The 26,527-nt window shown below is 59.1% G+C and carries 26 protein-coding genes and 1 pseudogene; 13 read left to right on the top strand and 14 right to left on the bottom strand.

Features of this window, described 5'->3' with window-relative positions; genetic code table 11:
* Together T18_RS27760 and T18_RS17095 are read right to left on the bottom strand one after the other, a co-directional pair.
* Positions 1-251 (bottom strand): annotated as a pseudogene (locus tag T18_RS27760) (diguanylate cyclase); the annotation flags it as partial.
* Positions 252-557: 306 nt separating this feature from the next.
* Positions 558-1,169 carry a 50S ribosomal protein L25/general stress protein Ctc gene (locus tag T18_RS17095; protein ID WP_013636594.1) on the bottom strand — a complete coding sequence of 204 codons (612 nt, stop codon included), beginning with the start codon at positions 1,167-1,169 and terminating at the stop codon, positions 558-560.
* 300 nt (positions 1,170-1,469) lie between these two features.
* Between T18_RS17095 and T18_RS17090 the strand changes: the two genes are divergently transcribed.
* The 3 genes from T18_RS17090 to adh all read left to right on the top strand — a co-directional run bounded on the left by T18_RS17090 (position 1,470) and on the right by adh (position 6,312).
* Positions 1,470-3,554 carry a putative bifunctional diguanylate cyclase/phosphodiesterase gene (locus tag T18_RS17090; protein ID WP_026330768.1) on the top strand — a complete coding sequence of 695 codons (2,085 nt, stop codon included), beginning with the start codon at positions 1,470-1,472 and terminating at the stop codon, positions 3,552-3,554.
* Between the two features lie 107 nt (positions 3,555-3,661).
* The gene (locus T18_RS17085) at positions 3,662-4,621 is read left to right on the top strand and encodes a helix-turn-helix domain-containing protein (protein ID WP_013636592.1); all 960 of its coding nucleotides are present in this window, start codon (positions 3,662-3,664) and stop codon (positions 4,619-4,621) included.
* Positions 4,622-4,794: 173 nt separating this feature from the next.
* On the top strand, positions 4,795-6,312 hold the full coding sequence (adh, locus tag T18_RS17080; RefSeq protein WP_003513477.1) for an aldehyde dehydrogenase: 1,518 nt from the start codon (positions 4,795-4,797) through the stop codon (positions 6,310-6,312).
* A 143-nt stretch (positions 6,313-6,455) separates the two neighbouring features.
* Here the strand turns inward: adh and T18_RS17075 are convergent, their stop codons facing one another.
* Positions 6,456-8,723 (bottom strand): methyl-accepting chemotaxis protein, encoded by a 2,268-nt coding sequence (locus tag T18_RS17075; RefSeq protein ID WP_038491772.1) that lies wholly within the window; start codon positions 8,721-8,723, stop codon positions 6,456-6,458.
* A 190-nt stretch (positions 8,724-8,913) separates the two neighbouring features.
* Here T18_RS17075 and T18_RS17070 point away from each other — a divergent pair, with 190 nt between their 5' ends.
* The 4 genes from T18_RS17070 to T18_RS17055 are packed head-to-tail and all read left to right on the top strand — an operon-like array spanning position 8,914 to position 12,382.
* A complete protein-coding gene (locus T18_RS17070; RefSeq protein WP_038491769.1) occupies positions 8,914-9,753 on the top strand; it encodes a glycosyltransferase family 2 protein in 840 nt (279 codons plus the stop codon).
* Positions 9,754-9,773: 20 nt separating this feature from the next.
* Positions 9,774-10,061, top strand: coding sequence for a lipid-A-disaccharide synthase N-terminal domain-containing protein (locus tag T18_RS17065; protein WP_019565216.1), 288 nt, complete (start codon positions 9,774-9,776; stop codon positions 10,059-10,061).
* Positions 10,036-11,544, top strand: coding sequence for an ArnT family glycosyltransferase (locus tag T18_RS17060; protein ID WP_038491766.1), 1,509 nt, complete (start codon positions 10,036-10,038; stop codon positions 11,542-11,544). The genes T18_RS17065 and T18_RS17060 overlap by 26 nt, the downstream gene beginning before the upstream one ends.
* Positions 11,534-12,382 carry a phosphatase PAP2 family protein gene (locus tag T18_RS17055; protein ID WP_003513468.1) on the top strand — a complete coding sequence of 283 codons (849 nt, stop codon included), beginning with the start codon at positions 11,534-11,536 and terminating at the stop codon, positions 12,380-12,382. The genes T18_RS17060 and T18_RS17055 overlap by 11 nt, the downstream gene beginning before the upstream one ends.
* A gap of 231 nt (positions 12,383-12,613) precedes the next feature.
* Here the strand turns inward: T18_RS17055 and T18_RS17050 are convergent, their stop codons facing one another.
* The 6 genes from T18_RS17050 to lgt form a co-directional block, all read right to left on the bottom strand.
* Positions 12,614-13,546, bottom strand: a complete 933-nt coding sequence (locus T18_RS17050) for a ribose-phosphate pyrophosphokinase (RefSeq protein ID WP_003513466.1) — start codon at positions 13,544-13,546, stop codon at positions 12,614-12,616.
* 220 nt (positions 13,547-13,766) lie between these two features.
* Complete coding sequence (locus tag T18_RS17045; RefSeq protein WP_038491763.1) at positions 13,767-14,543, bottom strand: hypothetical protein; 777 nt, start codon at positions 14,541-14,543, stop codon at positions 13,767-13,769.
* Between the two features lie 90 nt (positions 14,544-14,633).
* Positions 14,634-15,785, bottom strand: coding sequence for a M24 family metallopeptidase (locus T18_RS17040; protein WP_038491760.1), 1,152 nt, complete (start codon positions 15,783-15,785; stop codon positions 14,634-14,636).
* Positions 15,786-16,580 (bottom strand): peptidoglycan editing factor PgeF, encoded by a 795-nt coding sequence (gene pgeF / locus T18_RS17035; protein WP_038491758.1) that lies wholly within the window; start codon positions 16,578-16,580, stop codon positions 15,786-15,788.
* Between the two features lie 160 nt (positions 16,581-16,740).
* Positions 16,741-17,841, bottom strand: a complete 1,101-nt coding sequence (locus tag T18_RS17030) for a class I SAM-dependent methyltransferase (RefSeq protein WP_038491756.1) — start codon at positions 17,839-17,841, stop codon at positions 16,741-16,743.
* Between the two features lie 15 nt (positions 17,842-17,856).
* Positions 17,857-18,669, bottom strand: coding sequence for a prolipoprotein diacylglyceryl transferase (gene lgt / locus T18_RS17025; protein ID WP_029658791.1), 813 nt, complete (start codon positions 18,667-18,669; stop codon positions 17,857-17,859).
* A gap of 96 nt (positions 18,670-18,765) precedes the next feature.
* Between lgt and T18_RS27265 the strand changes: the two genes are divergently transcribed.
* The 5 genes from T18_RS27265 to T18_RS17005 all read left to right on the top strand — a co-directional run bounded on the left by T18_RS27265 (position 18,766) and on the right by T18_RS17005 (position 21,364).
* Positions 18,766-18,957 carry a hypothetical protein gene (locus tag T18_RS27265; RefSeq protein ID WP_139322513.1) on the top strand — a complete coding sequence of 64 codons (192 nt, stop codon included), beginning with the start codon at positions 18,766-18,768 and terminating at the stop codon, positions 18,955-18,957.
* A 20-nt stretch (positions 18,958-18,977) separates the two neighbouring features.
* Positions 18,978-19,241: an accessory factor UbiK family protein gene (locus tag T18_RS17020; protein ID WP_003513446.1), complete on the top strand. Its 264-nt coding sequence runs from the start codon at positions 18,978-18,980 to the stop codon at positions 19,239-19,241.
* A gap of 432 nt (positions 19,242-19,673) precedes the next feature.
* Complete coding sequence (locus T18_RS17015) at positions 19,674-20,174, top strand: YbjN domain-containing protein (protein WP_038491753.1); 501 nt, start codon at positions 19,674-19,676, stop codon at positions 20,172-20,174.
* Between the two features lie 2 nt (positions 20,175-20,176).
* The gene (proC, locus tag T18_RS17010) at positions 20,177-20,995 is read left to right on the top strand and encodes a pyrroline-5-carboxylate reductase (RefSeq protein ID WP_013636581.1); all 819 of its coding nucleotides are present in this window, start codon (positions 20,177-20,179) and stop codon (positions 20,993-20,995) included.
* A 27-nt stretch (positions 20,996-21,022) separates the two neighbouring features.
* Positions 21,023-21,364, top strand: a complete 342-nt coding sequence (locus tag T18_RS17005; RefSeq protein ID WP_003513443.1) for a tRNA-binding protein — start codon at positions 21,023-21,025, stop codon at positions 21,362-21,364.
* Positions 21,365-21,484: 120 nt separating this feature from the next.
* On the opposite strand, the gene T18_RS17000 is transcribed toward T18_RS17005, so the two are convergent.
* From T18_RS17000 to T18_RS16985, 4 genes are all read right to left on the bottom strand, one after another.
* On the bottom strand, positions 21,485-22,864 hold the full coding sequence (locus tag T18_RS17000) for an ATP-binding protein (protein WP_003513442.1): 1,380 nt from the start codon (positions 22,862-22,864) through the stop codon (positions 21,485-21,487).
* 30 nt (positions 22,865-22,894) lie between these two features.
* Positions 22,895-23,608: a response regulator gene (locus T18_RS16995; RefSeq protein ID WP_003513441.1), complete on the bottom strand. Its 714-nt coding sequence runs from the start codon at positions 23,606-23,608 to the stop codon at positions 22,895-22,897.
* A gap of 2 nt (positions 23,609-23,610) precedes the next feature.
* Positions 23,611-24,138 (bottom strand): MarR family winged helix-turn-helix transcriptional regulator, encoded by a 528-nt coding sequence (locus tag T18_RS16990; protein WP_003513440.1) that lies wholly within the window; start codon positions 24,136-24,138, stop codon positions 23,611-23,613.
* 202 nt (positions 24,139-24,340) lie between these two features.
* Positions 24,341-24,940, bottom strand: coding sequence for a DUF1236 domain-containing protein (locus T18_RS16985; protein WP_003513439.1), 600 nt, complete (start codon positions 24,938-24,940; stop codon positions 24,341-24,343).
* A gap of 234 nt (positions 24,941-25,174) precedes the next feature.
* On the opposite strand from T18_RS16985, the gene T18_RS16980 reads away from it, so the two are divergent.
* Complete coding sequence (locus T18_RS16980) at positions 25,175-25,819, top strand: MBL fold metallo-hydrolase (RefSeq protein WP_025594124.1); 645 nt, start codon at positions 25,175-25,177, stop codon at positions 25,817-25,819.
* A gap of 92 nt (positions 25,820-25,911) precedes the next feature.
* Here the strand turns inward: T18_RS16980 and T18_RS16975 are convergent, their stop codons facing one another.
* Positions 25,912-26,127, bottom strand: a complete 216-nt coding sequence (locus T18_RS16975; RefSeq protein WP_003494703.1) for a cold-shock protein — start codon at positions 26,125-26,127, stop codon at positions 25,912-25,914.
* Positions 26,128-26,527: the final 400 nt, after the last annotated feature.

The following is a 26,527-nucleotide window of genomic DNA, read 5'->3' as shown; positions in this document are numbered from 1 at the left end:
TCGACCATGCGGATCACGGGGTCGGAAACGAGGGTGCCGGTAATCTGATTTATGGTGTCGTCGTCGAGATCCCATAGCGGGCGGGCAAGCGCCTGCGCATTGGTTGACAGCAGAATCTCAAGGTGATTGCGCTGGCTACGGATAGCCTCGTGATAGGAGAGGGTCAGCAAAAGGGTGAAAAGCGGGGCGACCACTGTGAGAAGTGCACCGGAAACAATCGCGATAAAGCGACTTTCGACGGAATGAGCCATGTTCTATTGCAGTACCCTCTACCCCAGATAACTGCGCCCCGTTTCCGCCCCGTCCGGAGAGACATCCTTGAGGTTTTCGGCAACGGCCTTGTATCCTCACTGTATTTCTTCAACCCGTCCGGTGTTTTCACGATAACGCAATGGGCATCGTTTCATGGAATTGTTAATTCACGCTGAAACGGGACCGGCATCCTGCACGCGGCGAGAGGTTTTTGCTTTTAAAGTTCATAAAAACTAAAAGGCCCGTACCGAAAAACGGAACGGGCCTTTTAGCTCAAATCTATCTGGCTTTATGGCCGCAGATTATTATTCAGAAGCTTCGCCGGCTTCTTCTTCTTCTTCAGCAACGCCGCCAGCCGGAGCAACGATCGTTGCGATCGTGAAGTCACGGTCGGCGATTACAGGCGAGATGTTCTTCGGCAGCTTCACATTCGAAATGTGAACGCTGTCGCCGATCTTCAGACCGGAGAGATCAACCGTGATGAATTCCGGAATGTCGTTGGCCGGGCAGTGGAATTCCACCGTGTGGCGAACGATGTTCAGAACGCCGCCGATCTTGATTTCCGACTTTTCTTCGTTTTCGAAGTGAACCGGAACTTCAACGTTGACGAGCGTGTTGCCCGAAACGCGCAGGAAGTCGACGTGCATGGTGAAGTCGCGGACCGGATCAAGCTGGTAGTCCTTCGGCAGGACCTTGATCTTCTTGCCGTCGACGTCGATTACCGCCACAGTCGTCATGAAGCCGCCAGCGTGGATACGCTTGGTTACTTCGTTGGTCGACAGAGCGATGGAAATGGGGGCCTGCTTGTCACCATAGATGACAGCGGGAATCAAACCGTTGCGGCGAAGTTCACGAGAGGACCCCTTACCAACTCGTTCGCGCGCCTCGGCCTTGAGCTCATACGATTCTTTGCTCATGGCAATTCCTTTCGAGGTTATATGGAGAGTTCATGCCCGCGGGCGCTGAACTGGAGAGGCTAAAAGCCATCTCGCCCGCGTTGCCTCCAAGGGTGTCTACACGGGTGCGGGCGCTATAATACAAACGGAAGACAAAGACAAGAGCGGCCGTTTTCCACGGATGCTATGCTGTGATTTTATTAGACTTGTCTAATTCACTCGTGCATTGCAACTTTTAATATATGCTTATCCATTCATATAAACCGGCTGCAAACTTGGCAAGTGATAAGGCTGCCTGGAATTCCAATTGCGTAGATGACAATGCTTAAAGTTCTCCAGTGCCTTACCGTCGATCATGACTTCCGATACACCACAGCAGCGGTCCTCGTCTGCATGCTGGGAAGCTTCGTCACGATGCGTCTTTTCTCGAGGGCGCGTCAGGCGAGGGGTTGGCAAAAGGTCAACTGGCTGTTTCTGGCTGGTGTCAATGGTGGGTCGGCGATATGGACCACCCATTTCGTGGCGATGCTGGGTTATGTCGCTGCCGGGGAGGTGGGGTACGATCCCTATCTGACCGGGCTTTCGCTTCTTATCGCCATTGCTACAACGACAACCGGCTTTGCCATTTCCGCCTATGGCGGACGCACAGCCCTGGTGGAAGCGGGTGGTGCGACAGTCGGTCTCGGTATTGCGGCCATGCATTATACCGGCATGGCTGCCTATCAGATACAGGGCATGATTTTCTGGAACCAGACCTACGTCATCGCTTCGCTGGTGCTCGGGGCTGTATTCGGTGCGCTCGCGGTCAATCGCATCGCGCGCCCAGTCAACCGGTTTTGCCAATATAGCTCGGTTGCGTTCCTGATCCTGGCCATCGCCTCCATGCATTACACCGGCATGGCCTCGATGTTGTTCGAGTTCGATCCGCGCATCGTCATTTCGGAAAGTCTGCTGCCGCCCGCCATCATGGGTGGGGGCGCCATCGCCGTGACGCTTCTCCTGCTGGCGCTCGGGCTTTCCACCTATGTCATCGACGCCCAGTCCACCCAGCAGGCGGTCGCCCGCTATCGTCATCTTTCGTTGCACGATCCGCTGACGGGCATTCCGAACCGCGCGGCATTTATCGAACATCTCAACCGCCGCACGCGCCATCTCTCCATGGGCGCGCACACGGCGCTTTTGTCCATCGATCTCAACCGCTTCAAGGAAATCAACGACGTTCACGGCCATGCGGCGGGCGATGCCGTGCTGCGCGCCATTGCCGACCGCGCAAGTTCCGTTCTGAAAGCCGGGGAGTTTCTGGCGCGTATGGGCGGGGATGAATTCGTGGCGATGACCCATTCCTATTATACCCGCGCCGATGGTGCGGAATTCGCCCAGCGGCTGATCGAGCAGATCAGCAGGCCGGTCGAATGGAATGGGCAGACATTTTCGGTCGGCGCGAGTGTGGGCATATCGGTGCGCAATACCGGCGCCATTGACGCCGACACGCTGATGGCGCAGGCCGATGTCGCCATGTATCGGGCAAAAGGCGGGAATTCCGACACGATCTGCTTTTACGACAAGTCCATGGATGAAGCCGCACGCGAACGCAACGCGCTTGCCGTGGCCATGCGCAGCGGTCTCGCCAACAGCGAGTTCGAGCTTTATTACCAGCAGCAGAATGATACCAAGAGCGGCAGCATCGTCGGTTTCGAGGCGCTGTTGCGCTGGAAACATCCGGAACGCGGTATGATCTCGCCCGTCGAATTCATTCCGATCGCGGAGCAGACCGGCTTTATCGTCGAATTGGGCGAATGGGTTCTGCGCGAAGCCTGCGCGCAGGCGGCTCTCTGGAAAAAATCGCTTTCCATCGCCGTCAATGTCGCCCCGCAGCAGCTTGCGGACAATGATTTCCCCGAGAAGGTCGAGAAGATTCTTAGGGAGACGGCGCTTGCGCCTGAGAGGCTTGAGCTTGAAATCACCGAAGGCAGCATCATCGCCGACCACCGCCACGCGCTGATCACGATCCGCAAACTCAAGGCGCTCGGCGTCAAGATCGCCATGGACGATTACGGCACGGGCTATTCCTCCCTGTCGACCCTGCAGAGCTTTCCCTTCGACAAGATCAAGATCGACCGGGCATTTATCGATGGCCTGTCGACCAATGTGCAGTCGGAGGCGATCGTTCGCTCCACGCTCATTCTGGCGCATAGCCTCAATATTCCGGTGCTTGCGGAAGGTGTCGAGACGAAGGCCCATATCGAGTTCCTTCGCCGCGAAGGCTGCCTGCAGGTGCAGGGCTTCTTCTTCGGCAGGCCCGGTCCCTTGACCTCCATCGCCAATCTCGTCGACGACACGTTCCTCTCGACGGAGGACGAGCCGGAGGTCACCACCACCGGCCAACGCTATTTCAAGGCGGTATGATATCAGGCGCAGCCCGCGGTTGCGCTGACGGATGCAGGTCGCAAAGTTTTTAGTTGAAACGTGAACGCTTCCAGCGCACCATTGCCGAAAAGCTTTGGGAGGAGCGAATGCCGACAGACATCGCCCATGCGGACCGCGTGTATGAAACAGCGCGCCAACGTTCCGCAGCCGCAAGTTCTCCGATTATCGCCTCATGGCGCCGTTGCATGGTCACGCACCGTCTTGCGCCGGAGGAAAACCGCAAGCCGATCTTTCTTACCGACGTCGAATTCCGCCGCGCACGCGAAAGTGCGGCGGGCCTGATTGCCGAAAGCACGGATGAACTCGACCGCATTTTTCACAGTGTCGGCAAATCCGGCTGCTGCCTGCTTTTGACCGACGCCCAGGGCGTCGCGCTGGAGCGCCGGGGTGCTGCCGGCGACGATCGTGATTTCCGGGCGCTCGGTCTCTGGTCCGGCGCCGTCTGGAGCGAAGCGAGCGTCGGAACCAACGGTATTGGAACGGCACTTGCCGACGAGCGTTCGGTGGTGGTCTATCGCGATCAGCACTTCTTCACATCGAACACGGAACTCTGCTGCACCACGGCCCCGATCCGCGACCATACCGGCCGGGTGACGGGCGCTCTCGATATTTCCACGTGCCGCGACGATATCAACGAAATGACGTTTTCTTTCGTCACGCAGGCGGTGCGGGATGCGGCCCAGCGTATCGAGGGCAATCTCTTCCGCCGGGCCTTTCCCGGCGCGCGCATCGTCGTGGTGCCTACGGGTTTCAGTCCGGCACTTTCATTGCTTGCCGTCGATCAGGACGATCTCGTGCTTGGGGCGACGCGCGCGGCGCGGCTTGCGCTGAAGCTCGATGACCATCGCATTGCGCAGGGGCTGCCCGCCGCCGATGTCTTGCAGGAACAGCGTCACGACGGCGGTTCCGATCTTGAGGAGGCGGAACGTTCGGCTTTGCGCCGGGTTCTGTCGCGCACCAATGGCAATGTCACGCAGGCCGCGTCCCTGCTCGGCATCAGCCGCGCCACGCTTCATCGCAAGATGAAGAAATTCGACGTGCATTGAGGCTACCCGAGACGATACCCGCTCAATTCAGCGGGATCGGAGCGGGTTTGTCGCAGATGTGAGACAATGTGCGCTGCGGAACCGCGCGGTGCCACTACCCGCCACGATCATCTAGGCCCACCTTCCTGTCATGCGGTCCGTCGCGGATCGTTTTCATCAGGGAGGATGAAATCATGAATATTCAGGTTCAGCACAAAGCTGGCGAAGCGCCCTTCAAGCTGAAATACGGAAATTTCATTGGCGGCAAATGGGTGGAGCCGAAATCCGGCCGCTACATGGACAATCTGTCGCCGGTAACGGGTCACAAGATTTGTGAGGTTCCGCGCTCCGATGCGGCCGATATCGAACTCGCACTGGATGCCGCCCACCAGGCGCGGGAGAAGTGGGGCAAGACGAGCGTTACCGAACGTTCCAACATCCTGCTCAAGATTGCCCAGCGCATCGAGGACAATCTAGATCTCATCGCACGGGCCGAAACCTGGGATAACGGCAAGCCGCTACGCGAGACCACCAATGCGGATATTCCGCTGACGATCGACCATTTCCGCTATTTCGCGGGCTGCATCCGCGCGCAGGAAGGCACGATCGGCGAAATCGACAATGACACGGTCGCTTATCATTTCCATGAGCCTCTCGGCGTCGTCGGCCAGATTATTCCGTGGAACTTCCCGATCCTGATGGCCGCATGGAAACTTGCGCCGGCACTCGCCGCCGGCAACTGCGTGGTACTGAAGCCGGCGGAACAGACGCCTGCTTCTATTCTGGTGGTGATGGAGCTTATCGAAGACCTGCTGCCGCCGGGCGTGCTCAACATCGTCAACGGCACTGGTGTTGAAGCGGGCAAGCCGCTGGCGCAGAGCAAGCGCATCGCCAAGATCGCCTTCACCGGCTCCACCCCGGTTGGCAAGGAAATCATGCGTTATGCGGCCGACAATGTCACAAACATCACGCTGGAACTGGGCGGCAAGTCGCCGAACATCTTCTTTGCCGATGTGATGAATGAAGACGACGCTTTCCTTGACAAGGCGCTTGAAGGTTTCGCCTTCTTCGCGCTTAATCAGGGCGAAGTCTGCACATGCCCGTCGCGTGCGCTGGTGCATGAATCGATCTACGACCGCTTTATGGAAAAGGCGATCAAGCGCGTTCAGGCCATCAGCCAGGACGACCCGCTCAATCCGTCGACCATGCTGGGTGCGCAGGCCTCGCAGGAACAGTTCGACAAGATCATGCGCTATCTGGATATCGGCAAGAAGGAAGGCGCAAAGGTTCTGACTGGCGGTGACCGCAAGACGCTCACGGGCGATCTTAAGGACGGTTATTACATTCAGCCGACGGTCTTCGAAGGCAACAACAAGATGCGGGTTTTCCAGGAGGAAATCTTCGGTCCTGTCGTTTCGGTCACCACCTTCAAGACGGTGGAAGAAGCGCTCGAAATCGCCAATGACACGGTTTACGGTCTTGGCGCTGGCGTCTGGAGCCGCGATACCAATATCGCCTATCGCGCTGGCCGTGGCATCGAAGCGGGCCGCGTGTGGACCAATTGCTACCACGTCTATCCGGCCGGTGCCGCCTTTGGTGGTTACAAGCAGTCGGGCATTGGTCGCGAGACCCACAAGATGATGCTCGATCACTATCAGCAGACCAAGAACCTGCTCGTATCCTACAGCCCGAACAAGGTTGGCTTCTTCTGAGTTCCTCCCCGGAAGCCGGCGACGGATCGTCCTGATTTCCGGCCGCCGGCGAGTTCCCAGGGGCTTCGGTCCCTGGGAACCCGGATGAAGTTCAGCAAAAATAAAAGGCCGGAGGTTTTGCCTCCGGCCTTTTTTACTGCGGACTATGCCGCGTAACGCTGGTCGCGGTTTCGGGTGGCACCTACGGAGAACTGGCCCACCTGTTCGGTCAGGCCATCAGCTTCGCTTGCGAGCGAGAAGGCCGCAGCCGTCGTTTCCTCCACCATCGCCGCATTCTGCTGCGTTACATGATCGAGTTCGTTGACGGAGGCGTTGATTTCGCCGAGGCGGCCGGATTGTTCGCGCGATGCTGTGGCGATTTCACCGATCTGATCGTTGACCGACTGGATGCGTTTCTGGATCTGCTCGAGGCTTTCTCCAGTTTTCAGCACCAGTGCCACGCCACTTTCCACATCGCCGGCAGAGGTGGCGATGAGCGTCGTGATATCCCGTGCGGCAGCCGCCGATTTCTGCGCGAGTTCCCGCACTTCCTGTGCCACGACCGCAAAGCCCTTTCCGGCCTCACCGGCGCGGGCGGCCTCAACCCCGGCGTTCAGCGCCAGGAGATTGGTCTGGAAGGCGATCTGGTCGATGACGTCGATGATCTGGCGGATCTTGGACGACGACGTCTCGATACGCTCCATGGCGACGATTGCTTCTTTGACGACAGCGGTGGATTTATGGGCATCCTGCATGGTTTCCGCCGTCGTTCCGACTGCGACGTCGCAGCGGGAGAGGGAAACGTTGACGGCCTGCGTCATGTCGCCAAGTGCGGCGGCTGCTTCCTCTAGGGCGGCCGCCTGGCGTTCCGTGCGCCGCGACAGATCTTCCGATGCGCTTTTCAGCTCGCCGGAGCCGGAGCGGATGGCATTGGCGCTTTCGCCGATGCTTGAGATCGTCGCATCCAGCCCCGCTATGGAGTTGTTGAAATCGACGCGCAGATGGTCGAGCGACGGCACGAAAGGCTTTTCAATGCGAAGATCGAGCCTGCCCGCAGCAAGATTGGCAAGGCCGGTCGCAAGCGCATCGACTGCTTCTTCCAGCTCCTTTGCACTTCTTGCCTTTTCCATCTCACGCTGGGCACGTTCCTCGTCCAGTTCCTCGCTTTTGCGATGGGACTCGGTTTCCATGCGCTGCTTGTCGAGAATGCCCTGGCGGAAGGATTCCAGTGCGCGCGCCATGGTGCCGATTTCGTCGCCACGGGAAACGGCCTTGATCTCAATATTATGGTCACCACCGTTCAGACGTTCCATCAACCCGGCAAGGCCGGTCAGCGGCTTGGTCAGGCTGGCGGAAACGAAAATGCCGATGAGTGTCATGACGGCAAGCACCGCAAGTGTTGCAAGCGTTGCCCAGAAGGCGAGATCATTGGCCGCTGCCAGCACCTTGCCCTCCTGCTGGCCGATGGCCAGAAGATGCTTCTGTCCGAAAACGGAGACCGGACGATAGGCGTAGAAGATGCTGCCCGCAGGGGTCTTCGCCATGACCGTTCCGGCTTCGCTGGCACCTGTAAGTGCCACGAGACTTTCGGAAACGGCGACACCAGCCCCACCGGAGAGCACGCCCGCGCGAAGTTTGCCTTCAGCGCTCAGAAGAACGGCGTCGTCAATGGACTTGCCGGTTTCCTCAGGTGTTACCACCGCACCGATACGGTCTGCGGAAATGCGCATGACGACGGCGCCCTTGCGCTGCAACTGGCCCCAGTTCGAGACCGCAAGCGGCATGCCGATCAGGGCCGAGTCATTGGTGCCGCCATCGCTAAACCCAGTTGTGCTGATGACACCGTCCTTGCCGGCCTCGATGCGGTCGAACAATTCCTTGATCGCGCTGTTTTGCGGTTCCGTCACATTGGTCAGGAAGTTCTTGCCCTTGGTCACGGAATAGATAATGAGGCCTGCCTTGTCGATGACGTAGATGTCGCTGACCCGGGTGTTGCGCCAGACGCTGGCGATGGCCGCGTTGATCGTGGCGTGGCGAATGGCATAGAGCAGCCGCAAGCCTTCACCGTTGAAGGAGGCGCGCTCCTCCTCGGATACGCCCTCGCGGCGGAATGCCTGAATGATCGCATCCTTTTCCGTCGGTACGACCGTGGTCATGGTTTCCAGCGCCTGAGCGATCGCAGCGTTCTGCGACAGCTCGGAAATGCTTTGTTCGACGCGCAGCGTATAGGCATCAAGCTGTTTGGACTGGTTTCCCGCAACCGTCTCGAGCCTGATCTTGCTGGCGTCGATCAGGCCGGACTTGCCCATTTCGTATGACAGCAGCCCAACGGCCAGGCACGAAACCAGCGTCGCGCCCGTGACGAGCGCTGCGAATTTGGCCTTGATTGACAATGATTTAGCTTTGACAGCAGTCGGATTTGCACCCGGCATCCTGTTTCCTCCCCCCAAAAGAACGTTGCGGTACCGTCGCAACAATTGTTTACGGTCGGGTTAAGCTTGGCGGGGAATTGTATGATTATTTCCCGCATACCGTGAAAAAATCCAAGGCCCTGGCCGGCCATTCTCCGTAATAAAACTGCAATGGAACGGGCGCATACCGTGCGAAGTTCAACGGCTGTTCATATTCATGCAAGCTTTTCGCGCTCCTGCTCTTGCCACTATCGACGATGTTTGCGGAACACCCGCGGATGGATATGACGGAGCCCCTTTGAGATCGATTCCGGATTTCGCGGTTATCGTACCCATGCACAATGAGGAAGCGAGCGTTGAAACGCTTGTCGCTGAAATCGTTGCTGCCTGCCAGCCGGTCGGTCCGTTCGAGATTATCGTGGTGGACGACGCATCTTCCGATCGCACGGCGGATGTGGCGCTTTCGCTTGCCGGGCGTTATCCGATGCTGCGGCTGGTGCGGCATGACCGGCAGGGCGGGCAATCGGCTGCGATCCACAGCGGTGTGCAGGCAGCGCGCGCGCCGGTTGTCTGTATGCTTGACGGAGACGGGCAGAACCCGCCGGACAATCTGCCGGCGCTTCTTGCGCCGCTTCTTGCCACGAACGCGCCGAGCCGGCTTGCGCTCGTGGCCGGCCAGCGCGTCGGCCGGCGCGATACGCTTGCAAAACGTCTTTCCTCCCGCTTCGCCAATGGCTTGCGGGCGCGGATATTGAAGGACGGCACGCGGGATACCGGCTGCGGCCTCAAGGCTTTCCGTCGCGACGCCTATCTCGCCTTGCCCTATTTCGATCACCACCACCGCTATTTTCCGGCGCTCTTCAATCGCGACGGCTGGCAGGTTGCCCATGTCGACGTCACGCACCGGGCGCGCCTTCATGGCAATTCCCATTACACCAATATCGGCCGCGCGCTTGTCGGCATCCACGACCTGATCGGCGTTGCCTGGCTGTTGCGGCGGCGCAAGCGGGCAAGTTGGGCCGAAACCTTCAAAACGGAGACATCGCCGTGAACGCACCGGCCTTATGGTCCATGCTGCATGTGAACAGCTGGAAGGAATTTCTCTGGGTCTGCACCGGCTTTATGGGCCAGATGCTGTTTACCATGCGTTTTCTGGTTCAATGGATTTCGTCGGAACGGGCGAACCGCTCGGTCATTCCGGTAGCCTTCTGGTATTTCTCCATCGTCGGCGGCCTTGTGCTGCTATTATACGCGATCTGGCGTCGCGATCCCGTTTTCATTCTGGGACAGGCCTCCGGCCTGTTCATTTATGCCCGAAATCTCTGGTTGATCCATGCAGAACGCCGCCAGCATGCATGAGGCCGCAGCTCTGCCTTACGCGCAGGCGAATGAGCAGCGCCAATGGATGACGTTTGCGCTTGCGGCAATCGTGCTCGTCACCGTGCTGCGCGTCGTCGGGCTTGCTTTCAACCGCACCGATCTTTTCGTTGATGAGGCGCAATATTGGCTGTGGGGCCGGGAGATGGCGTTCGGCGCCTATTCCAAGCCACCGCTGATCGGCTGGATCATTCGCGCCGCCACCACTCTGAGCGGCGGCGAGAGCACCTTCGACGTGCGGCTCGCCGCGCCGGTCATCCATGGCATAGCGGCCGCGGCGATCCTTGCGCTCGGGCGCATGATCTATGATGCGAAGCTCGCCTCGCTGGCTGCCGTCATCTATCTGACGCTGCCCGCCGTGACGCTCGGCAGTCTTCTGATCTCGACCGATACGCCGATGATGCTGTTCATCGTGCTGTCGATGATCTGCGTGCGCAAGCTTGCGGAAGCACGCGCTGCCGGTGTGTCCGCGATGCTCTGGAGCATTGCGCTCGGTCTAAGCTTCGGCCTCGGGCTGATGTCTAAATATGCGATGATCTATTTTCTGCCCTGCTTCATCGCTGCCGGCTGGCTGTGCGTGGGCTGGCGCATCCGTTGGCGTGACGCCGGTATTGCTGTAGTTGTCTGCGCCGCCGTCATCGCTCCCAATCTTTGGTGGAATGCTGCGCATGATTTCATGACCGCGCGCCACACGGCGGACAATGCCAACTGGCATGGCGTTAAGCTGAAAATTGGTCCGGCGCTCGAGTTCTTCTTCTCGCAGGCGGGTGTTGTCGGGCCGTTCGTCTTCATCGGCATGATCGTCGCGACGTTCAGGGCCAAAACCGCTGAAACCCGGGCGCTTGTCGCCCTTTCGGTACCGATCGTGCTTCTGATCACGGCACAGGGGCTGATGTCGCGGGCGCTCGCCAACTGGGCGGTGGGGGCTTATGCCGCGGGCGTGCTTCTGGCGGTGCCTGTCCTGGCATCCCGGCGCTGGCTTACCGTCTCCACCCTTGTGCTCGGCGGCATCGTTGCCATCGCACTGCCGTTGATGACGATTGCCGGAACGGAATTGCGCTTGCCGAATGGCGACCTGGCGATGAAGCGTTATCTCGGCAGCTCGGAGCTTGTGTCGACCGGCCTTTCAAGGGCGCGAGAGGCGGGGGCGGATGCAATCGTCGCTGCAGATCGCTCCATTCTGGCCGAACTCTTTTATCAGCTGCGGGACGAAAAGCTGCTCATGCCGCGCGCTCTGCCTGAAACCGGCGTTCCTTCCAGCCACTACGCGCTTCTTTACCCGCTGAAAGCCGGAGAGGCGACAAATCCCGTCTATCTTGCGAGGGCGGACAGCCTGCCGGGCTGTCTCAATGGCGAGGCGCCGCTGTCGACCTGGGTTGCCGGGCCGGGCTCGTTCGAGGGCAAGGAAATTGGTCTCTGGCGTCTGCCGCCACAATGCATCCCGAGGGTTGCCGATGGACAATGATCTTTCGCATATGCGGATCACGATCTGGGTTACGTTCGCCACATTGGCGCTCGTCATCCTGTTCGCGACCTTCCCGTCCATCGACCTCGAGTTTTCTTCCCTGTTTTTCTCGCCCGAAGCGCGCCTGTGGGCTGGAAGCCTGCCGGTTCCGGAATGGTTTCGCGATACGTTGCGGGAGTTAACGGAACTGGCCGCACTTCTGGCCTTCATCGTTCTGGTCGGCAACATCAGGCTGGGCGCGCTGCAGCGCACCGGCTGGCGCGTCTGGGCCTTTCTCTGCGGGCCTGTGGTGCTCTGCGCCGGGCTTCTGGTAAACGGGGTGCTGAAGGCCAATATCGGCCGCGCCCGCCCGTTCAGCGTCAGCGATTTCGGTGGACATCAGCTTTTTACGCCGCCTTTCCAGTTCAGCACGCAATGTTATTCAAACTGTTCGTTTTCCTCCGGGGAAACGGCGCTCATAGCGAGCTTTTTCCTGCCGCTCTGCGCGCTTGTCTGGAACCGCCTGCAATGGGGCGGGCGTCTTTTCATGGGCAGCACTGCCGCCGGCGCCATCATCCTCATGTCCGGTCTGCGTATTGCAGCTGGCGGGCATTTTCTCAGCGATGTGGTGATGTCCGTGCTGTTTTCCGCACTGACGACGCTGTTCCTTTACCGGGCGCTGGCAATTGCCCGTCATCGTCATCTATTTACCGGCGATGCCGTTACGGCCGATGCCATCAGCCTTTGGCGCAATGGCAGCCATGCTGTTCGCACCCGCGCTCGGCGCTGGTGGCCGAAAATCAAGGCCGCCGCCACACGGCTGCAACGACCGCCGGATGCGGGCACGGCATCTTCCTGAGTGGTGCAGATGGAGTGCTGCGATCTCTGCGGATGCTGAGATAGCTGGCAAAATTGATAAGCTTTCTTCTCATCATGCCAAACTTTAACCAGCATCCAGCCACGGCGCGGACGCGCCGTAATAAAGGATCTTACGCGATCAAAGGCTTGATCGAACTGGACCCCGGACTAAATCCGGGGTGGCGGTATGCGGATGCCGTGATTTTGCAGATGTACGAGAGAAACGATTGCTTCAGTCGAACAGGCCGGAAACCGACTGTTCCTGCGCGGTGCGGTTGATCGCTTCGCCCAGAAGGCCCGCAGTGCTGATCACGCGGATATTGTGCGCGGACTGGACGCTGGTGGTCGGCTGGATGCTGTCGGTGATGACGAGTTCGCGCAGCTTCGATGAGGCCACGCGGGCAACGGCGCCGCCGGAAAGCACGCCGTGCGTGATATAGGCGGTGACGCTGGTTGCGCCCTTTTTCAACAGCGCTTCGGCAGCATTGCAGAGCGTGCCGCCGGAATCGATGATATCGTCGATCAGGATGCAGTCCTTGCCGGATACGTCGCCGATGACGTTCATGACTTCGGATTCACCCGGACGGTCACGGCGTTTGTCGACGATGGCCAGCAGACAGTCCAGACGCTTCGACAGGGCACGTGCACGCACCACACCGCCAACGTCAGGCGAAACGACCATGACGTTGTTGGTGTCGTAGTGGTCCTTGATATCGCGGGCCAGAATGGGCGCTGCGAAGAGGTTGTCGGTCGGAATATCGAAAAAGCCCTGGATCTGGCCGGCGTGAAGATCGAGCGTCAGAACGCGGTCGGCGCCGGCTTCGGTGATCAGGTTGGCGACGAGCTTGGCGGAAATCGGTGTGCGGGGGCCGGCTTTGCGATCCTGGCGGGCGTAACCGAAATAGGGAAGTACTGCCGTGATGCGTTTTGCCGAGGAGCGGCGCATGGCATCGATCATGATGAGCAGTTCCATCAGATGATCGTTTGCCGGAAACGAAGTGGACTGGACGAGAAAAACGTCCTCCCCGCGTACGTTTTCACTGATTTCTACGAAAATTTCCTGGTCAGCAAACCGCTTTACGGTGGCATTTCCCAAGGGAACGTTGAGATACTTGCAGATCGCTTCGGCAAGGTGCCGGTTCGAATTGCCTGCGAAAACCTTCATTGCGCCCGCCTGTTTCCATGCAATCGCCTTGCGCCACGGGAAAGTGTCTGCCGTAACCAAGCGTCGTTCAAGGGGAGGAACATCCGGCTGAAAAGCCTTTGCCGGATACGCCTTGTTGCCATGCGCGCCTTAATAGCGTTGTTGCTTCCGATTGCAAGAGGACTCCGTGCTTTCGCAATGATTTTCATGAAATCTCTGTGACTTCTTCCGCCGTTTCATCTCATCCCCTTTGAGACTGCTTCCATGACGAATACTCGTTGAGCGTTTTTGCGGCGATATCCTGCATGACCCTGTCGGTCGCGGCGGCCCAGGGATCGCTGCCCTTGGCTGCCACCGTTTCCTGCCCCTGCAGGCGATGGAGCCTGACACCATTGGCATCCAGAACGTCCCAGACGTAGATGATGTTGACCTTGCTGCCATCGGCGAAGGCGGAGAAATATCCCTTGAGGATGTTCTCTGCCGAATTGTCGTTAGAGGCGCGGATTGTCAGCCCCTTTGCCCGCGCCTCGGCGCCCAGTTGCCGCGAAAGCGGCGTAACGGCCTGAACGGGCGCGCCGATGATCGGCAGGAAGCGGATGGTATTGCCGGAAGCGGCGGGGGCAAGTGCAGCCGTCTGCTGTGGAGGCGGCGGCTGGGTGCTGGCGGGTGAGTGGCCTGCAGATTGTCCGGTAGACTGGGTCTGACCAAGAGGTTCGCCGTACTCATTGCCGTTGGAAAGCGCCTGTGCCTGCGCCTGCAGGGAGTTCTGCGGTGCGTAAGCGGGCACGGAAGAGGCGGTTGCCGGTGCGCCTGCGGGCGCGCGGTCGGCGGCGGCAGCCATCTGGTCGAGATCGCCCTGCGTCACCGGTGTCGATTGCGAGCTATTGTGGCCGACATTCACCTGCGGCGTCAGCGCCTCCGTGGTGTTGCAGGCCGACAGGGTCAACGCCAGCGCCGGAATGACGAGGACCGAAACGACAAACGTCTGGAAAGGGCGGGTAAACCCCGTCCGGCTCATGCGACGTTTCCTCTCATGTTCCGCTCCTTCTTGCCCAAGGTGGCGGCAATGTAGGGCCGGTTTTCCCGCTCTGTCAAACCCGGTGCAGATTTAAGCTGTGAGAAGATCGAGGCTATGGCGCGAGAGCGGTTCCGGCGCGCCTTGCGTGGTGAGGTAGGTCTGGCCGAGGGTCATGGCGGTGCCGGAATCGGAATCCATCACGATCATGTGCACGAACAGGGTCATGTCGCTGGCGATTTCCTGAGAGTTGCCGGCATGGAACATCTGATGCTCCATCCATGACGGTGAGAAACGCGCGCCCAGCGAATAACCGCAGGAGTTCAGGCGATGGCGGGTCAGTCCACGCTCGTCCATGACGCGGGCGTGCACGTCGAAGACATCGCCGAAGGTCTTGCCGGGCCGCAGCACTTCTTCGATGTCGGTGAGGTTTTGCAGGCAGGCGCTGTAAAGCTCCTTCTGGCGGAAGTCCTGTTCGCCGATCACCACCGTGCGCATCATGGCGGCGTGGTAGTGGGCGCTGACACCCGCCCATTCCAGCGTCAACTGATCCTTGTCATCGAGCCTGCGGCGCCCGGCCTTGTAACGGCACAGCAGCGCGTCCGCGCCGGAGCCGATGATGAATTCATTGGCGGGATAGTCACCGCCGCCGGCCAGAACCGCTCCCTGCATTGCCGAGAGGATCGCGGCTTCGTCCGCACCGGGCTTGATGAGTTCCAGTGCAGCGTCCAGAGCCTCGTCCGCAAGTCTGCCTGCCTTCCTCGCATAGGCGATCTCGGCTGGGCTCTTGATGAGCCGCAAGCTGCTGACCAGATAGGAGGCGTCGATCATCTGGCAGAAGCTGGCAAGCTGGTTGTCCAGCAAGCGGGCGACGCGCCCGGTCATGCCGTGGGTGTCGTATTCCACGCCGATCTTGGCGCCAAGGAGATCGAGATCGCTGAGGAGGTTCTTAAGATCGAGCGTCGGGTCGGCATTGGGCCGGTCGACCCAGACGAGAATATTTTCGATCGTCGAAGTATTCCGGGCCTGCCGCATATCCGCCGAACGGGTCAGAAGCATCATGGAGCCGTCCGACTTGACCACCAGCGTCTGGAAGAAGCAGTAGCCGAAGGTGTCATAGCCGGTAAGCCAGTACATGCTTTCCTGGGCGAAAAGCAGAATGGCGTCCAGCTTCTCTTCCGCCATCTTCGCAATCAGCCGTTCGCGGCGGGCATCGAATTCCGAGAGCTCGAAGTGCAGGGCCATTTAGTCCTCCAGAATTGCGATTGCGGAAATCTGCCGCCCGTAGTCGGGCTCGGCACGGTGGGTCGTGCGGCGGTAGGAATAGAAGCGTTCTTCATCAGGATAGGTGCATAGGCCGAGGTTTTCCGCTCTAACGCCCGCATTGACCAGCCGGTCCACCGTAAATTGCTTGAGGTCGAATAGCGCATGGCCGCCTTTGTCCGAAGCGGTGAAATAGACCGCATAGGCAGGATCGAAATCGGTGAAGCGCGCCACATATTCAGGCCCGACCTCATAATTGGCCTGGCTGATGGAGGGGCCGAGGGAGGCGGAGATGCGCTCGCGGCTGGCGCCCAGCTTTCTCATGGTCTCGATCGTGTTTTCGAGCACGCCGAACAATGCACCCTTCCAGCCGGCATGGGCGGCACCCACAACGCCCGCTTCAGCGTCCGCAAAAAGGATCGGGCCGCAATCGGCGCTCAGAACGCCGAGCACGAAACCCGGTGTCGACGTTACCATCGCATCGGCCTGCGGGCGGCTGCCGTCATAGCTTTCATCGACCACAAGGACATCAGGAGAATGGACCTGATGCACGGTGGCGAGACGTTCCGGAGACAAGCCGAACCATTGCGTGACGCGCCGGCGGTTTTCCTGCACCAGTTCCGGCTCGTCATTCGAACCGAGGCCGACATTGAGGCCCTGATAAAGCCCCTCGGAGACACCGCCTTGCCGGGTGAAGAAACCGTGACGGACACGGTTTTCACTCAAGGCGGCAAGCAGGGGGCTCTGGATGGGGAGCGGCAGCGTTTCGTTCTGCATGGTGCGGGAGTTCCTTGGAGAATGTCGCTGTTGGCCAGTGGGATGCGTTAAGCGAGATGTTTCCTGTTGCCGCGGCGTTGCGCGGCGTTTGTCTGGTGCAGTGTGTCTGCGTTCGCTTGCTTCGTTCTGGGCCGATGTTGGCCCAGAGGTGATTGCACTGTCAATCCACCGCGCGAAACGGCATGAGATGGAGCGCGGGACTTGAAACGGCGATGACCTTGAAAAGTTCCCCCATCCTCCCAGCCCCTTCGCCAGCGAGACGGTTGACCGCTTCGGCGATTTCAAGCGTCTGGTCGGGTGTAGCTTTCGCGGCAAGGGCGGTTGCCCGTTCCTTCAGGCCAAGACCATAAAGAAAGTCGCCCTGCCTGATGCCGCCGTTGACATGAACGCCGTTTGCCTCAGCCGTCCTGATAAGGCTTTCGAAATCGACATGGCTGGTCAGATCGGCTTGCCCGGGATGAGAAAGCGGTGGGTCGAAGGCATGGTTGCGCATGGCCTGCAATGTGTCGCCATATCCGGCGACCAGATGGCCGTAGTCGATCGCGAGTGCGGTGCCGCCATATGCGGCCAGGCGCAGGCAGATTGCGGTCATTACGGCTTCGCGGGCGGGTGATATCTCGAATATGCTGCCTATCGGCTGCCGTTCCGGGCCGGGCGGCAGCAGAGCCGGGTCGATGCCGGCAAGCCCAGTCGAGAAGACCAGTTCACCATCGGTACCAAGACTGACCACCCGTTCGCGGAAACCCTGCGGCGTTTTCACGAATTGGCGGATTGGGATGGCGTCGAAAAGCTCGTTGGCGACGAGGAGCAGGAAACCTTCCGGCACCGCATCGAAACTGTCATGCCATGTCAGCCGTTCGGCATGCGCAACAAGCGTCTCTTTCTGGATGGCGCAAAGGCGAGGGCTGGTCTCCACCAGATGCACCCGCATCGTCTCGTAAAGTGGTGGGGCGATGCGGCGGATGACGCGCAGCATGTCAGACATCATGGTGCCGCGGCCGGGGCCGATTTCCACCAGACGAATATCTGCGGGTGCGCCATGGCGCTGCCAGGCGTGAACCACGAAAACGCCGAGCATTTCGCCGAAAAGCTGACTGACTTCCGGAGCGGTGATGAAATCACCCGATCGGCCAAAAGGCTCGCGGCTCCGGTAATAACCGTGTTCAGGATCGGCAAGGCAAAGCGAGAAGAAATCGGTGACGCTGAGCGGGCCGTTCAGGCGGATGAGGGATTTGATGCGTTGCGCAAGCGGTGTCGTCATGGCAGGCCATTCCGCTTAAGCGCGTATTTTCGCGCGTCGCGCACGCAAGACGGCCCAGAGGCCAAGAAGGAACATCGGCGTGGAGAGTACCATGCCCATGGTCAGCCAGTTGCCCGCGAGATAACCGATCTGGGCGTCCGGCTCGCGGAAGAATTCCACGAAGATGCGCGACAGCGCATAACCGCAAACGAAGATGCCGGTTACGATGCCAGGTGTCTTGAGCGCCCTGAAAACGTAGATGGTGACCGCCAGAATGACGAGGAGAACGAGGCCTTCAAGTCCCGCTTCGTAAAGCTGGCTGGGGTGACGCGCAAACGGCCCGCCGGTCGGGAACACGACGGCCCAGGGAACGTCGGCGATACGTCCCCACAATTCGCCATTGATGAAATTGGCGATGCGTCCGAACAGCAGGCCGACAGGTGCGACGGCTGCGATGATATCGAACATGCTCCAGACAGGAATGCCGTTCTTGCGGGCGAAGAGGATCATGGCGATGGTCGTGCCGATCAGGCCGCCATGGAACGACATGCCGCCGTTCCATATCTCAAGTGCTCTTATAGGGTTTGCGGCGACGGCGCCAAGATCGTAAAACAGGATGTAGCCGATGCGCCCGCCAAGCACGATCCCGCCGGCTGCCCACAGGATGAAGTCGTCAAGATGCTGCGCCGAGATTGGCGATGTATCGTTTGGCCACAGGCGAGGCGTAAGCGCAAGGCGGCGGGCATAAAACCAGCCGAGCATGATGCCGGCGACATAGGCAATGCCGTACCAATGGATCGCCAGAGGCCCGAGAGACAGGGCAACCGGATCGATATTCGGAAATGGCATGATGGCAAGTTGGGTGGGAGCGGCTAACAATCCGTATATTCCGTCATCGTTGCTGGGCGGACAACAGAATGACCCATTGCCTCAAGGAGCCGGGCGATGATGCTCTCCGGTCTCTTTACGCGAGGAAAATGGCGATTGCCGCAGCGCCGGTCAAGATTATTCTTCAAGGGAGGCTTTGCGATGCCGAAGGCCATTGCAGGCCATGTGGATTTTTCGATTTTGCTTGCAAGGCGGCTGTCGAGTGCCTACCTGAAAGGCATCAACAGCAGGGAACGGAACGCTCCCTGAACCGACGAAGGAACAGGGCCATGAGCACGACAGGCACCAATCGTTTTCTGGATGAATTCGCCAAGCTGATGACCGATGCGGCGGGCGCTGCGCAGGGAATGCGCAAGGAGGCCGAGGCTGCCTTGCACGCACAGGCGGATCGCTGGCTGAACAGCCTCGACGTGGTCAAGCGCGAGGAATTCGACGCGGTGCGCGAGATGGCGATCAAGGCGCGCGATGAAAACGATGCGTTGCGCGCTCGCATCGAGGCTCTGGAAGCAAAGCTTTCTGCTGCCAAGGATTGATTCTTTTCGCGCTTTTTCATCAAGAGGTCCCGGATCGCCTGCGATTCCGGGACTTTTTGTTTGCGGGCCATGCAACCCGAAATTATTCCCTGTCGATCCGGACCTGCCTCCATCGTTAATTTTTTGAGGCCTGTGGACACTTCCAAAAAACGCAATTGCCAGAGTCGCTTATGTATCTCGCCTGAGGTGATGGGGGAGAAGATATCCACTGTTCAAAAAGTAAAAATGCTGCCCGAGGGGTGGCAGCAGGACTCGGCCATTATACACTGATTTTAAATGATGATTCGAAACGAACCTGGTAAGCTCCACACAGGGTGAATGTGTAACTCTGTTGGTGTCGGGCAATCGTCTCAAGTGTTGAATCCGGTTTGTGTGTGCGTTTTGTGCCCGGCGTTCAAAACAGAACATCCATACCGGATGAGAAGGTGCCGCATGAGCCTGATAGAATTTGAAATTGAGCGCCAGTCCAATCCCGTGGACATGATCGAGATTGTCGCCGCCTCGAACGACTGGTCGTTCGAACGTTCCGGCGAAGACGAGGTCGCCATGACGGTGGCGGGCCACTGGGCCGATTATCACGTTTCCTTTTCCTGGATGGAAGATTTCGAGGCATTGCATCTGGCCTGCGCCTTCGACATCAAGGTGCCCGATCAGCGCGTCAACGAAGTCATTCGCCTGTTGTCTCAGGTCAACGGCCAGGTACTGATGGGGCATTTCGATCTGTGGCGGCAGGAAGATGTTGTGATCTTCCGCCAGTCGCTGCTTCTGGCTGGCGGTGCGGAGCCTAACAACCAGCAGGTGGAAGTGCTGCTTTCCAGCGCGCTTGAGGCATGCGAACAATATTATCAGGCATTCCAGTTCGTCGTATGGTCGGGGCTGGATGCGAAAAGTGCAATTGAAGCGGTCATGTTCGAGACCGTCGGAGAAGCTTGAAAATGGTCTACAGGGCTTCCGGTCCTCTCGTCCTCGTTGGGGCGGGCAATATGGGCGGCGCTTTGCTTTCGGGCTGGCTGAAAAAGGGCGTGCCGGGTTCGCAGGTTATCGTCATCGATCCGCGCCCCTCCGACGCCATGCGCACGACAATTGCGGAAGCGGGCGCCACGCATAGCGAAAGCGTGCCTGACGGCGTGAAGGCGGGCATTCTGTTTGTCGCGGTAAAACCGCAGATGATGGAAGCAGTGCTACCCTCCCTCAAGCCCTTGCTCGGACCCGAGACCGTCGTGGTTTCGATTGCGGCCGGCACCACCATCGGCACTTTCGTTTCGCATTTCGGCTCTGTCGCCGCCGTGCGGGCCATGCCGAACACGCCGGCCATGGTTGGCCGTGGCGTGACGGGCGCCTATGCCAACGAATTGGTGACGCCGGCGCTAAAGGCCGTGGTGGATGGATTGCTGAAGGTCAGCGGTCCGGTCGAATGGGTGGAAACCGAAAGCGATATCGACGCGGTTACCGCGGTTTCGGGAAGCGGTCCGGCCTATGTCTTCTATCTGGTTGAATGCATGGCGGAAGCCGGTCGCAAGGCAGGTCTGCCGGCGGATATAGCCATGCGGCTGGCGCGTGAAACCGTGGCCGGTGCGGGCGAACTCCTGCATCAGTCTTCTGACGAGGCGGCGCGCCTGCGCCAGAACGTGACCTCGCCGGGCGGTACAACGGCCGCCGCACTTTCGGTGCTGATGGCCGAAGACGGTATGCAGCCCCTGTTTGACAAGGCGATCGCTGCGGCGAAAAATCGCGCCGAAGAACTGGCTGGTTGAAGACGAGCAGGCTGGCGGGAGCAGGGCATGAGCAGTGAAATTTCCTATGCCGATTTCGAGAAGGTCGATATCCGTGTCGGCACGATCGTTGAGGCAGAGCCTTTTCCGGAAGCACGCAAGCCGGCGATCAAGGTGAAGATCGATTTCGGCCCCGAGATCGGCATCAAGAAATCCTCGGCGCAAATCACGGTGCACTATACACCGGAAAGTCTGATCGGCCGGCAGGTGCTGGGTGTGGTGAATTTTCCGCCGCGCCAGATTGGCCCGTTCCGCTCCGAAGTTCTGACACTGGGGTTTGCCGATGGCAACGGCGACATCGTGCTTGCCGCGGTCGAGCGGCCGGTGCCGAACGGCGAGAAAATGTGCTGAGAAAGCGCAACAACACGCAACCCGAAGATTGCGCAGGCTGACACTCTTTCTCCGTCATTCCGGTTCAAGGCTGGAATGACGGATGCGGGCGAGCCGCATCACATTTTTCTCTCCGCTGCTCTACGCCGGAATTTTGACGATTACCCGCAATCCGCCCATCGGGCTGTCGTCCAGCGATACGTCACCGCCATGGCTGCGGGCGATGTCGCGGACGATGGAGAGGCCGAGCCCGGTGCCAGAGGCGTTGAGGTTGCGTGCCTCGTCCAGCCGGAAGAACGGCTTGAAGACATCCTCCCTTGACGCTTCCGGGATACCCGGCCCGTCATCATCAAACGTCATGATGATGGAGCGTGGCGCCTTGCGGATGTCGATATGGAGCTTGCTGGCATAGCGCCGGGCATTCTCCGCGAGATTGGCGACGAGGCGGGAGAGGGCATTCGGGCGCGCGATGATCTGGTCGATATTATAAAGCTCATAGCTGAATTTTTTGCCGTGCAGCTCGAAATCATAGTCGATTTTTTCCAGAAGTGCCGGAAGCTCCAGCGTGCCGACATCCTCCTCGACATCGGTGCGGGCAAAGGTGAGGTAGGCCTCCAGCATCGACTGCATATCCTCGACATCCTTGTCCAACCCTTCCAGATCAGGATTGTCGCCGGCAAGCGCGAGTTGCAGCTTGAAACGGGTGAGGATGGTGCGCAGGTCGTGGCTGACACCGTTCAGCATGGCAGTGCGCTGTTCCATCTGCCGCTCGATGCGTTCGCGCATCAATATGAAGGCAAGTCCCGCCCGCCGCACCTCGTCTGCGCCGCGTGGGGAATAGGCGCTGATCTTCTGGCCCCTGCCGAAATTTTCGGCCGCCTTGGCAAGCGCTTCGATAGGCTTGATCTGCCCGCGCAGAAACAGGATGGAAATGGCGATCAGGACCAGCGATGCACCGACCATCCAGACAAGGAAGATATGCGTGTTGGAGGCATAAGCGGCGCTGCGGCTGGTAAAGACGCGGAGCGTCTTGTCTTCGAGCTGGACACGTATTTCCACCAAGGAGCCGTTGCCATAAGTATCGATCCAGAATGGCCGGCCGATTTGCTGGGTCAGCTGATTGGCGAGGATCGTATCCAGAATGGAAAACAACGGTTCTGGTCTCGGGGCCGGCAAATCGGCCTTCGGCTCGATGTAGATGCTGAGGCCCAGCTTCTCGCGAGCGATGCGGATGACGCGCTGATAGTCGTCTTCTTCCTCATCAGTTTGCAGAAGCTCGATGATCGCTGCGATGTCGCGCGTTACGGCTGAGGAAAGGCGCTCGGTAACCAGCTGCCAGTGACGCTCCATGAAAACGGCCGCGACAACGCCCTGAAGCAGGATCATCGGCAGGATGATGATCAGCAGCGAGCGCGTATAAAGCCCGGTGGGCAGCCAGTGGCGAAGCCATCTGGTAAATGCGCGCCAGGTCTTCGCTACGCCGCTATTCCTGACAGTGATTAGAAAATCGAGGCTCGCCATGGCTGTGCGCCCGCCTTTCGTTTGTCCTTGTCAATCCACGCTCAGGCGGTAGCCGATGCCACGCACCGTTTGCAGATAGACCGGGTTGGCAGGGTCGTCCTCGATCTTTCGGCGAAGGCGGTTGATCTGCACGTCGATTGTTCTTTCGCCCACTTCGGATTCCGCCTCGACCAGCTCGTGCCGTGGAATGGTATCGCCGGCGCGAAGCGCAAAGAGCAGCATGATCTCCTGTTCGCGATCCGTCAGGCGGATCGTTTCAGCGCCGCGCCGCAATTCCTTCCTGGGGATAGAGAAGCTGTAGGGGCCGAACATGATCTGTTCGATCTTGGGCGTATCCGGCGAAGTGTTGCGCCGCAGGATGTTGTTGATACGAAGGACAAGTTCGCGCGGATCGAAAGGCTTCGCGAGATAATCATCCGCGCCGGCTTCCAGCCCAGCAATTCGGGAATCCGCCTCCGAGCGGGCGGTCAGGAGAATGACCGGCACGGATTTGTTCTCATTCAGCGACCGGGTGAGCGAAAGCCCGTTTTCCCCCGGCATCATCACGTCGAGAATGAGAAGGTCGAAACGGATGCCGACCATCTTGCGCCGGGCTTCTGCCGCATCGGCTGCGACGGAGATGCGGTATCCCTTGTCGCCGAGGAAACGTTGCAGAAGATTGCGAATGCGGGCGTCGTCATCGACGATCAGAAGGTGGGCCGCATCGTCATCAGCGGGCGGGAGTTTTGTCGTTGCCGTGGCCATCGTCAGTCGCCTTCCCCCGGTGTCGGGCTGCGCATCTGCGCCAGAAACTTGCGAACGCAAGCGCGGGCGTCGGGTCCAAGCCCTTCCAGCGCACGGTCGATCCGGCGCGACTGCGGCTCGCTCAGCGCCAGCGCCAGTTCGCGCCCTGTCAGCGTCGGATAGAGCCTGCGCTGGCGGCGGTCTTCCGGGCCAGCCATCTGGCGGATATAACCGTCGTCGATCAATTGCTTGAGCACGCGGGCAAGGCTCTGCTTGGTGATCTGCAGGGTGTCGAGCAGATCCGCCACCGTCATGCCGGGCTGCCTGCTGACGAAATAGACCACCCGGTGATGCGCGCGCCCATATTCCAGTTTCGAAAGAATGACATCTGGATCGGAGACGAAATCGCGATACGCGAAGAACAGCGCCTCTATCGTATCGAAGTCGATCTTGCCGTCGTCAACCTTCGGGAGTGCCGGTGTCTGCCTGGCGGCTGCGGTTTTGAGCGATTGCGGTGGCACTGCGGTTCCTTCATATTCTGCGGCTGACATGCGTCGATGCGCCAATATTCTGTAAACATAGCCGAAAATGCGTCCGCTCGGGAGGATGCCGCGATCATTTTCTGTTGCGGTGGATAATATGCTGCGGGTGCCGGTGCAACTGGAATCCTGACTGGCCTTTACCGGAAATAGAAAAGAGCGCGGAAAGCCCGCGCTCTTCATTGGTTTCATGCTGCCGGTATCGAGTTCGCGTCTACTGGTAGACGTAGACAATCCGGCGCGTCGATGGCTCCACCAGAACAGGCACGTCGTTCACCTGAACGTAGCGATACTGGTAATCAGGGATTTCCACGAGCCGGGTATCGGAGGGAAGGGTGCTGCCGACCGCTACCTCGCCATCAAAGGTGACAGTGTCCGCAGGGTGCTCGTCAATATAGGAGATGACTGTTTCGGGCGGATTGACTTCACCGACGCGGCCAAGGTTCGGATCGCCGGGGTTGGGTTCTGCCTGTACGCTCGAGGTCTTCTCGTAAGTCACGACCGGCACGCTGATATCGGAGCGGCGCTGTTCGAGAATGACGGGAGAGCCCTCATACATGACATTCAGATAATCCGCATGTGCCCAGCCGCGCAGGCCGTTGACTTCGATGCGGCACCAGCTGCTTCCGTCCATGCAACCATCAAGAACCGCATTGCTGCCACGGGTGGCAAGGCCAAGCTCGGGATAATCCTCGCCTGGGCCCGAACGAACGGAAACGTCCGATGCTGTTGTGGCGACCATGGCGGCGTTTGCGTAACCGGCCATCAGGGCGAAAGCGCCGCCAGCCATGAGCATTTTAAGCGTCTTGTCCATGTGTCTCACTCCTTTTAAGACTGGACCTACAACGTCGCAGCCTTCAGGGCGTTCCACATTTTTCACAGATACCTCCCGTCTCGAGCGGGAACATTTCCGATATCTAATTGAATTAACTCATAGTTTTTGGGGGTGGCAAGGTCACCGGAAACCGTTGCTTTTGCCTCCGCCATTGTGCCGGAACCGGCCGCAGGTTATAGGAGGCGGGATTTGTCAGACAGGGAGACACGGGATATGGGAAAGTTGCAGGCGGGCATTATTCCGGTCACGCCGTTCGAGCAGAACTGCACCATTCTCTTCGATGAGGATACGAAGGAAGGCGTTGTCGTCGATCCCGGTGGGGATGTGGATGTCATTCTTCAGGTCGTTTCCGAAAACGGCATCGCGCTCAAGGAAATCTGGCTGACGCACGGCCATCTCGACCATGCCGGCGGCGCCAAGGAACTGCGCGAGAAGCTTTCCCTGCCGGTGATCGGCCCGCATGAGGACGATCGGCCGCTGCTCGAGAGGATCGAGACCCAGGCCGAGAAATACGGCATCAGCGGTCTTCAGAACGTTTTGCCGGACAGGTGGCTGAATGAGGGCGACACGGTATCGTTCGGGGATCATGTCTTTGAAGTCTACCATTGCCCGGGGCACGCTCCAGGTCACGTCATCTATTATAATCGCGACCAGCAATTCGCCCATGTCGGCGATGTGCTGTTTGCGGGGTCGGTGGGGCGTACCGACCTGCCGGGCGGAAACCACGAGCAATTGATGGCGTCCATTCGCGACAAGCTGCTGCCGCTGGGTGATGATGTCGGATTTATCTGCGGCCATGGCCCCGGCGGGCGGCTTGGCGAGGAGCGGCGCACCAACCCCTATCTCAAGGGGATCTGAGTTTCCGGGCGCGTATTGACGCCTCCGGATTGGGCATAAAAAAACCCGGCATTCCTGCCGGGCTTCAACTAGAAATGAAAGCCGTTTTAGGGTTAGCCAGCAATCTGCAGATTGACTGCCTTCGGGCCCTTGCCGCGACGATCCGGTTCCGTGTCGAAGCTCACTTTCTGATTTTCTGAAAGTCCGGACAGGCCGGAAGCCTGTACGGCAGAGATATGAACAAAGATATCAGCGCCACCATTGTCTGGCTTGATGAAGCCGAAGCCTTTGTCTGTGTTGAAGAATTTTACGGTGCCAGTTTCGGCCATGCATCAGGTCCTTTTCGCTCTGCCCGCGTTCAGCTACAGGCAGCATTACAGTTTTGCCCCGCGAGGGCGTTGGCAGGCAGCTCTTGACTATTGAGAAAAAGGACCTTCACAGCGGGAAGTAATGGCGTTCTCATCCAACGTTTTTCGTCCCACCGCCCGAGGTTTATAGCGTCCCCAGTGCGCAAATTTATAGGCCTTCCCATGCTCGCAAATTGCCCGAACCGCAGTAGATTGCTGCGTTTATGGAAAATTGGCAAGCAAAAGTTTTCACGGGCTTTTTGTCGGATAAAAACCTGCGGTAGAATTCCTGCGCGTAGTCGCACATTTTTTCCGCATATTTGATAATTGATGAAATAATTGCCGGTTGCCTTCGGTTTCCGGGCAAAATTTTGAATGCGGC

The sequence above is a fragment of the Rhizobium sp. TBD182 genome (assembly GCF_001950375.1).
Lineage (GTDB): Bacteria > Pseudomonadota > Alphaproteobacteria > Rhizobiales > Rhizobiaceae > Agrobacterium > Agrobacterium tumefaciens.
This window is presented reverse-complemented; position numbering and strand designations above follow the sequence as displayed.

Excerpts from the sequence above, each read along its gene's own strand:
- T18_RS17095 (WP_013636594.1), bottom strand. The coding sequence starts at position 1,169 with ATGAGCAAAGAATCGTATGAGCTCAAGGCCGAGGCGCGCGAACGAGTT.
- T18_RS17090 (WP_026330768.1), top strand. The coding sequence starts at position 1,470 with ATGCTTAAAGTTCTCCAGTGCCTTACCGTCGATCATGACTTCCGATAC.
- T18_RS17085 (WP_013636592.1), top strand. The coding sequence starts at position 3,662 with ATGCCGACAGACATCGCCCATGCGGACCGCGTGTATGAAACAGCGCGC.
- adh (WP_003513477.1), top strand. The coding sequence starts at position 4,795 with ATGAATATTCAGGTTCAGCACAAAGCTGGCGAAGCGCCCTTCAAGCTG.
- T18_RS17075 (WP_038491772.1), bottom strand. The coding sequence starts at position 8,723 with ATGCCGGGTGCAAATCCGACTGCTGTCAAAGCTAAATCATTGTCAATC.
- T18_RS17065 (WP_019565216.1), top strand. The coding sequence starts at position 9,774 with ATGCTGCATGTGAACAGCTGGAAGGAATTTCTCTGGGTCTGCACCGGC.
- T18_RS17060 (WP_038491766.1), top strand. The coding sequence starts at position 10,036 with ATGCAGAACGCCGCCAGCATGCATGAGGCCGCAGCTCTGCCTTACGCG.
- T18_RS17055 (WP_003513468.1), top strand. The coding sequence starts at position 11,534 with ATGGACAATGATCTTTCGCATATGCGGATCACGATCTGGGTTACGTTC.
- T18_RS17050 (WP_003513466.1), bottom strand. The coding sequence starts at position 13,546 with ATGAAGGTTTTCGCAGGCAATTCGAACCGGCACCTTGCCGAAGCGATC.
- T18_RS17045 (WP_038491763.1), bottom strand. The coding sequence starts at position 14,543 with ATGAGCCGGACGGGGTTTACCCGCCCTTTCCAGACGTTTGTCGTTTCG.
- T18_RS17040 (WP_038491760.1), bottom strand. The coding sequence starts at position 15,785 with ATGGCCCTGCACTTCGAGCTCTCGGAATTCGATGCCCGCCGCGAACGG.
- pgeF (WP_038491758.1), bottom strand. The coding sequence starts at position 16,580 with ATGCAGAACGAAACGCTGCCGCTCCCCATCCAGAGCCCCCTGCTTGCC.
- T18_RS17030 (WP_038491756.1), bottom strand. The coding sequence starts at position 17,841 with ATGACGACACCGCTTGCGCAACGCATCAAATCCCTCATCCGCCTGAAC.
- lgt (WP_029658791.1), bottom strand. The coding sequence starts at position 18,669 with ATGCCATTTCCGAATATCGATCCGGTTGCCCTGTCTCTCGGGCCTCTG.
- T18_RS27265 (WP_139322513.1), top strand. The coding sequence starts at position 18,766 with ATGATGCTCTCCGGTCTCTTTACGCGAGGAAAATGGCGATTGCCGCAG.
- T18_RS17020 (WP_003513446.1), top strand. The coding sequence starts at position 18,978 with ATGAGCACGACAGGCACCAATCGTTTTCTGGATGAATTCGCCAAGCTG.
- T18_RS17015 (WP_038491753.1), top strand. The coding sequence starts at position 19,674 with ATGAGCCTGATAGAATTTGAAATTGAGCGCCAGTCCAATCCCGTGGAC.
- proC (WP_013636581.1), top strand. The coding sequence starts at position 20,177 with ATGGTCTACAGGGCTTCCGGTCCTCTCGTCCTCGTTGGGGCGGGCAAT.
- T18_RS17005 (WP_003513443.1), top strand. The coding sequence starts at position 21,023 with ATGAGCAGTGAAATTTCCTATGCCGATTTCGAGAAGGTCGATATCCGT.
- T18_RS17000 (WP_003513442.1), bottom strand. The coding sequence starts at position 22,864 with ATGGCGAGCCTCGATTTTCTAATCACTGTCAGGAATAGCGGCGTAGCG.
- T18_RS16995 (WP_003513441.1), bottom strand. The coding sequence starts at position 23,608 with ATGGCCACGGCAACGACAAAACTCCCGCCCGCTGATGACGATGCGGCC.
- T18_RS16990 (WP_003513440.1), bottom strand. The coding sequence starts at position 24,138 with ATGTCAGCCGCAGAATATGAAGGAACCGCAGTGCCACCGCAATCGCTC.
- T18_RS16985 (WP_003513439.1), bottom strand. The coding sequence starts at position 24,940 with ATGGACAAGACGCTTAAAATGCTCATGGCTGGCGGCGCTTTCGCCCTG.
- T18_RS16980 (WP_025594124.1), top strand. The coding sequence starts at position 25,175 with ATGGGAAAGTTGCAGGCGGGCATTATTCCGGTCACGCCGTTCGAGCAG.
- T18_RS16975 (WP_003494703.1), bottom strand. The coding sequence starts at position 26,127 with ATGGCCGAAACTGGCACCGTAAAATTCTTCAACACAGACAAAGGCTTC.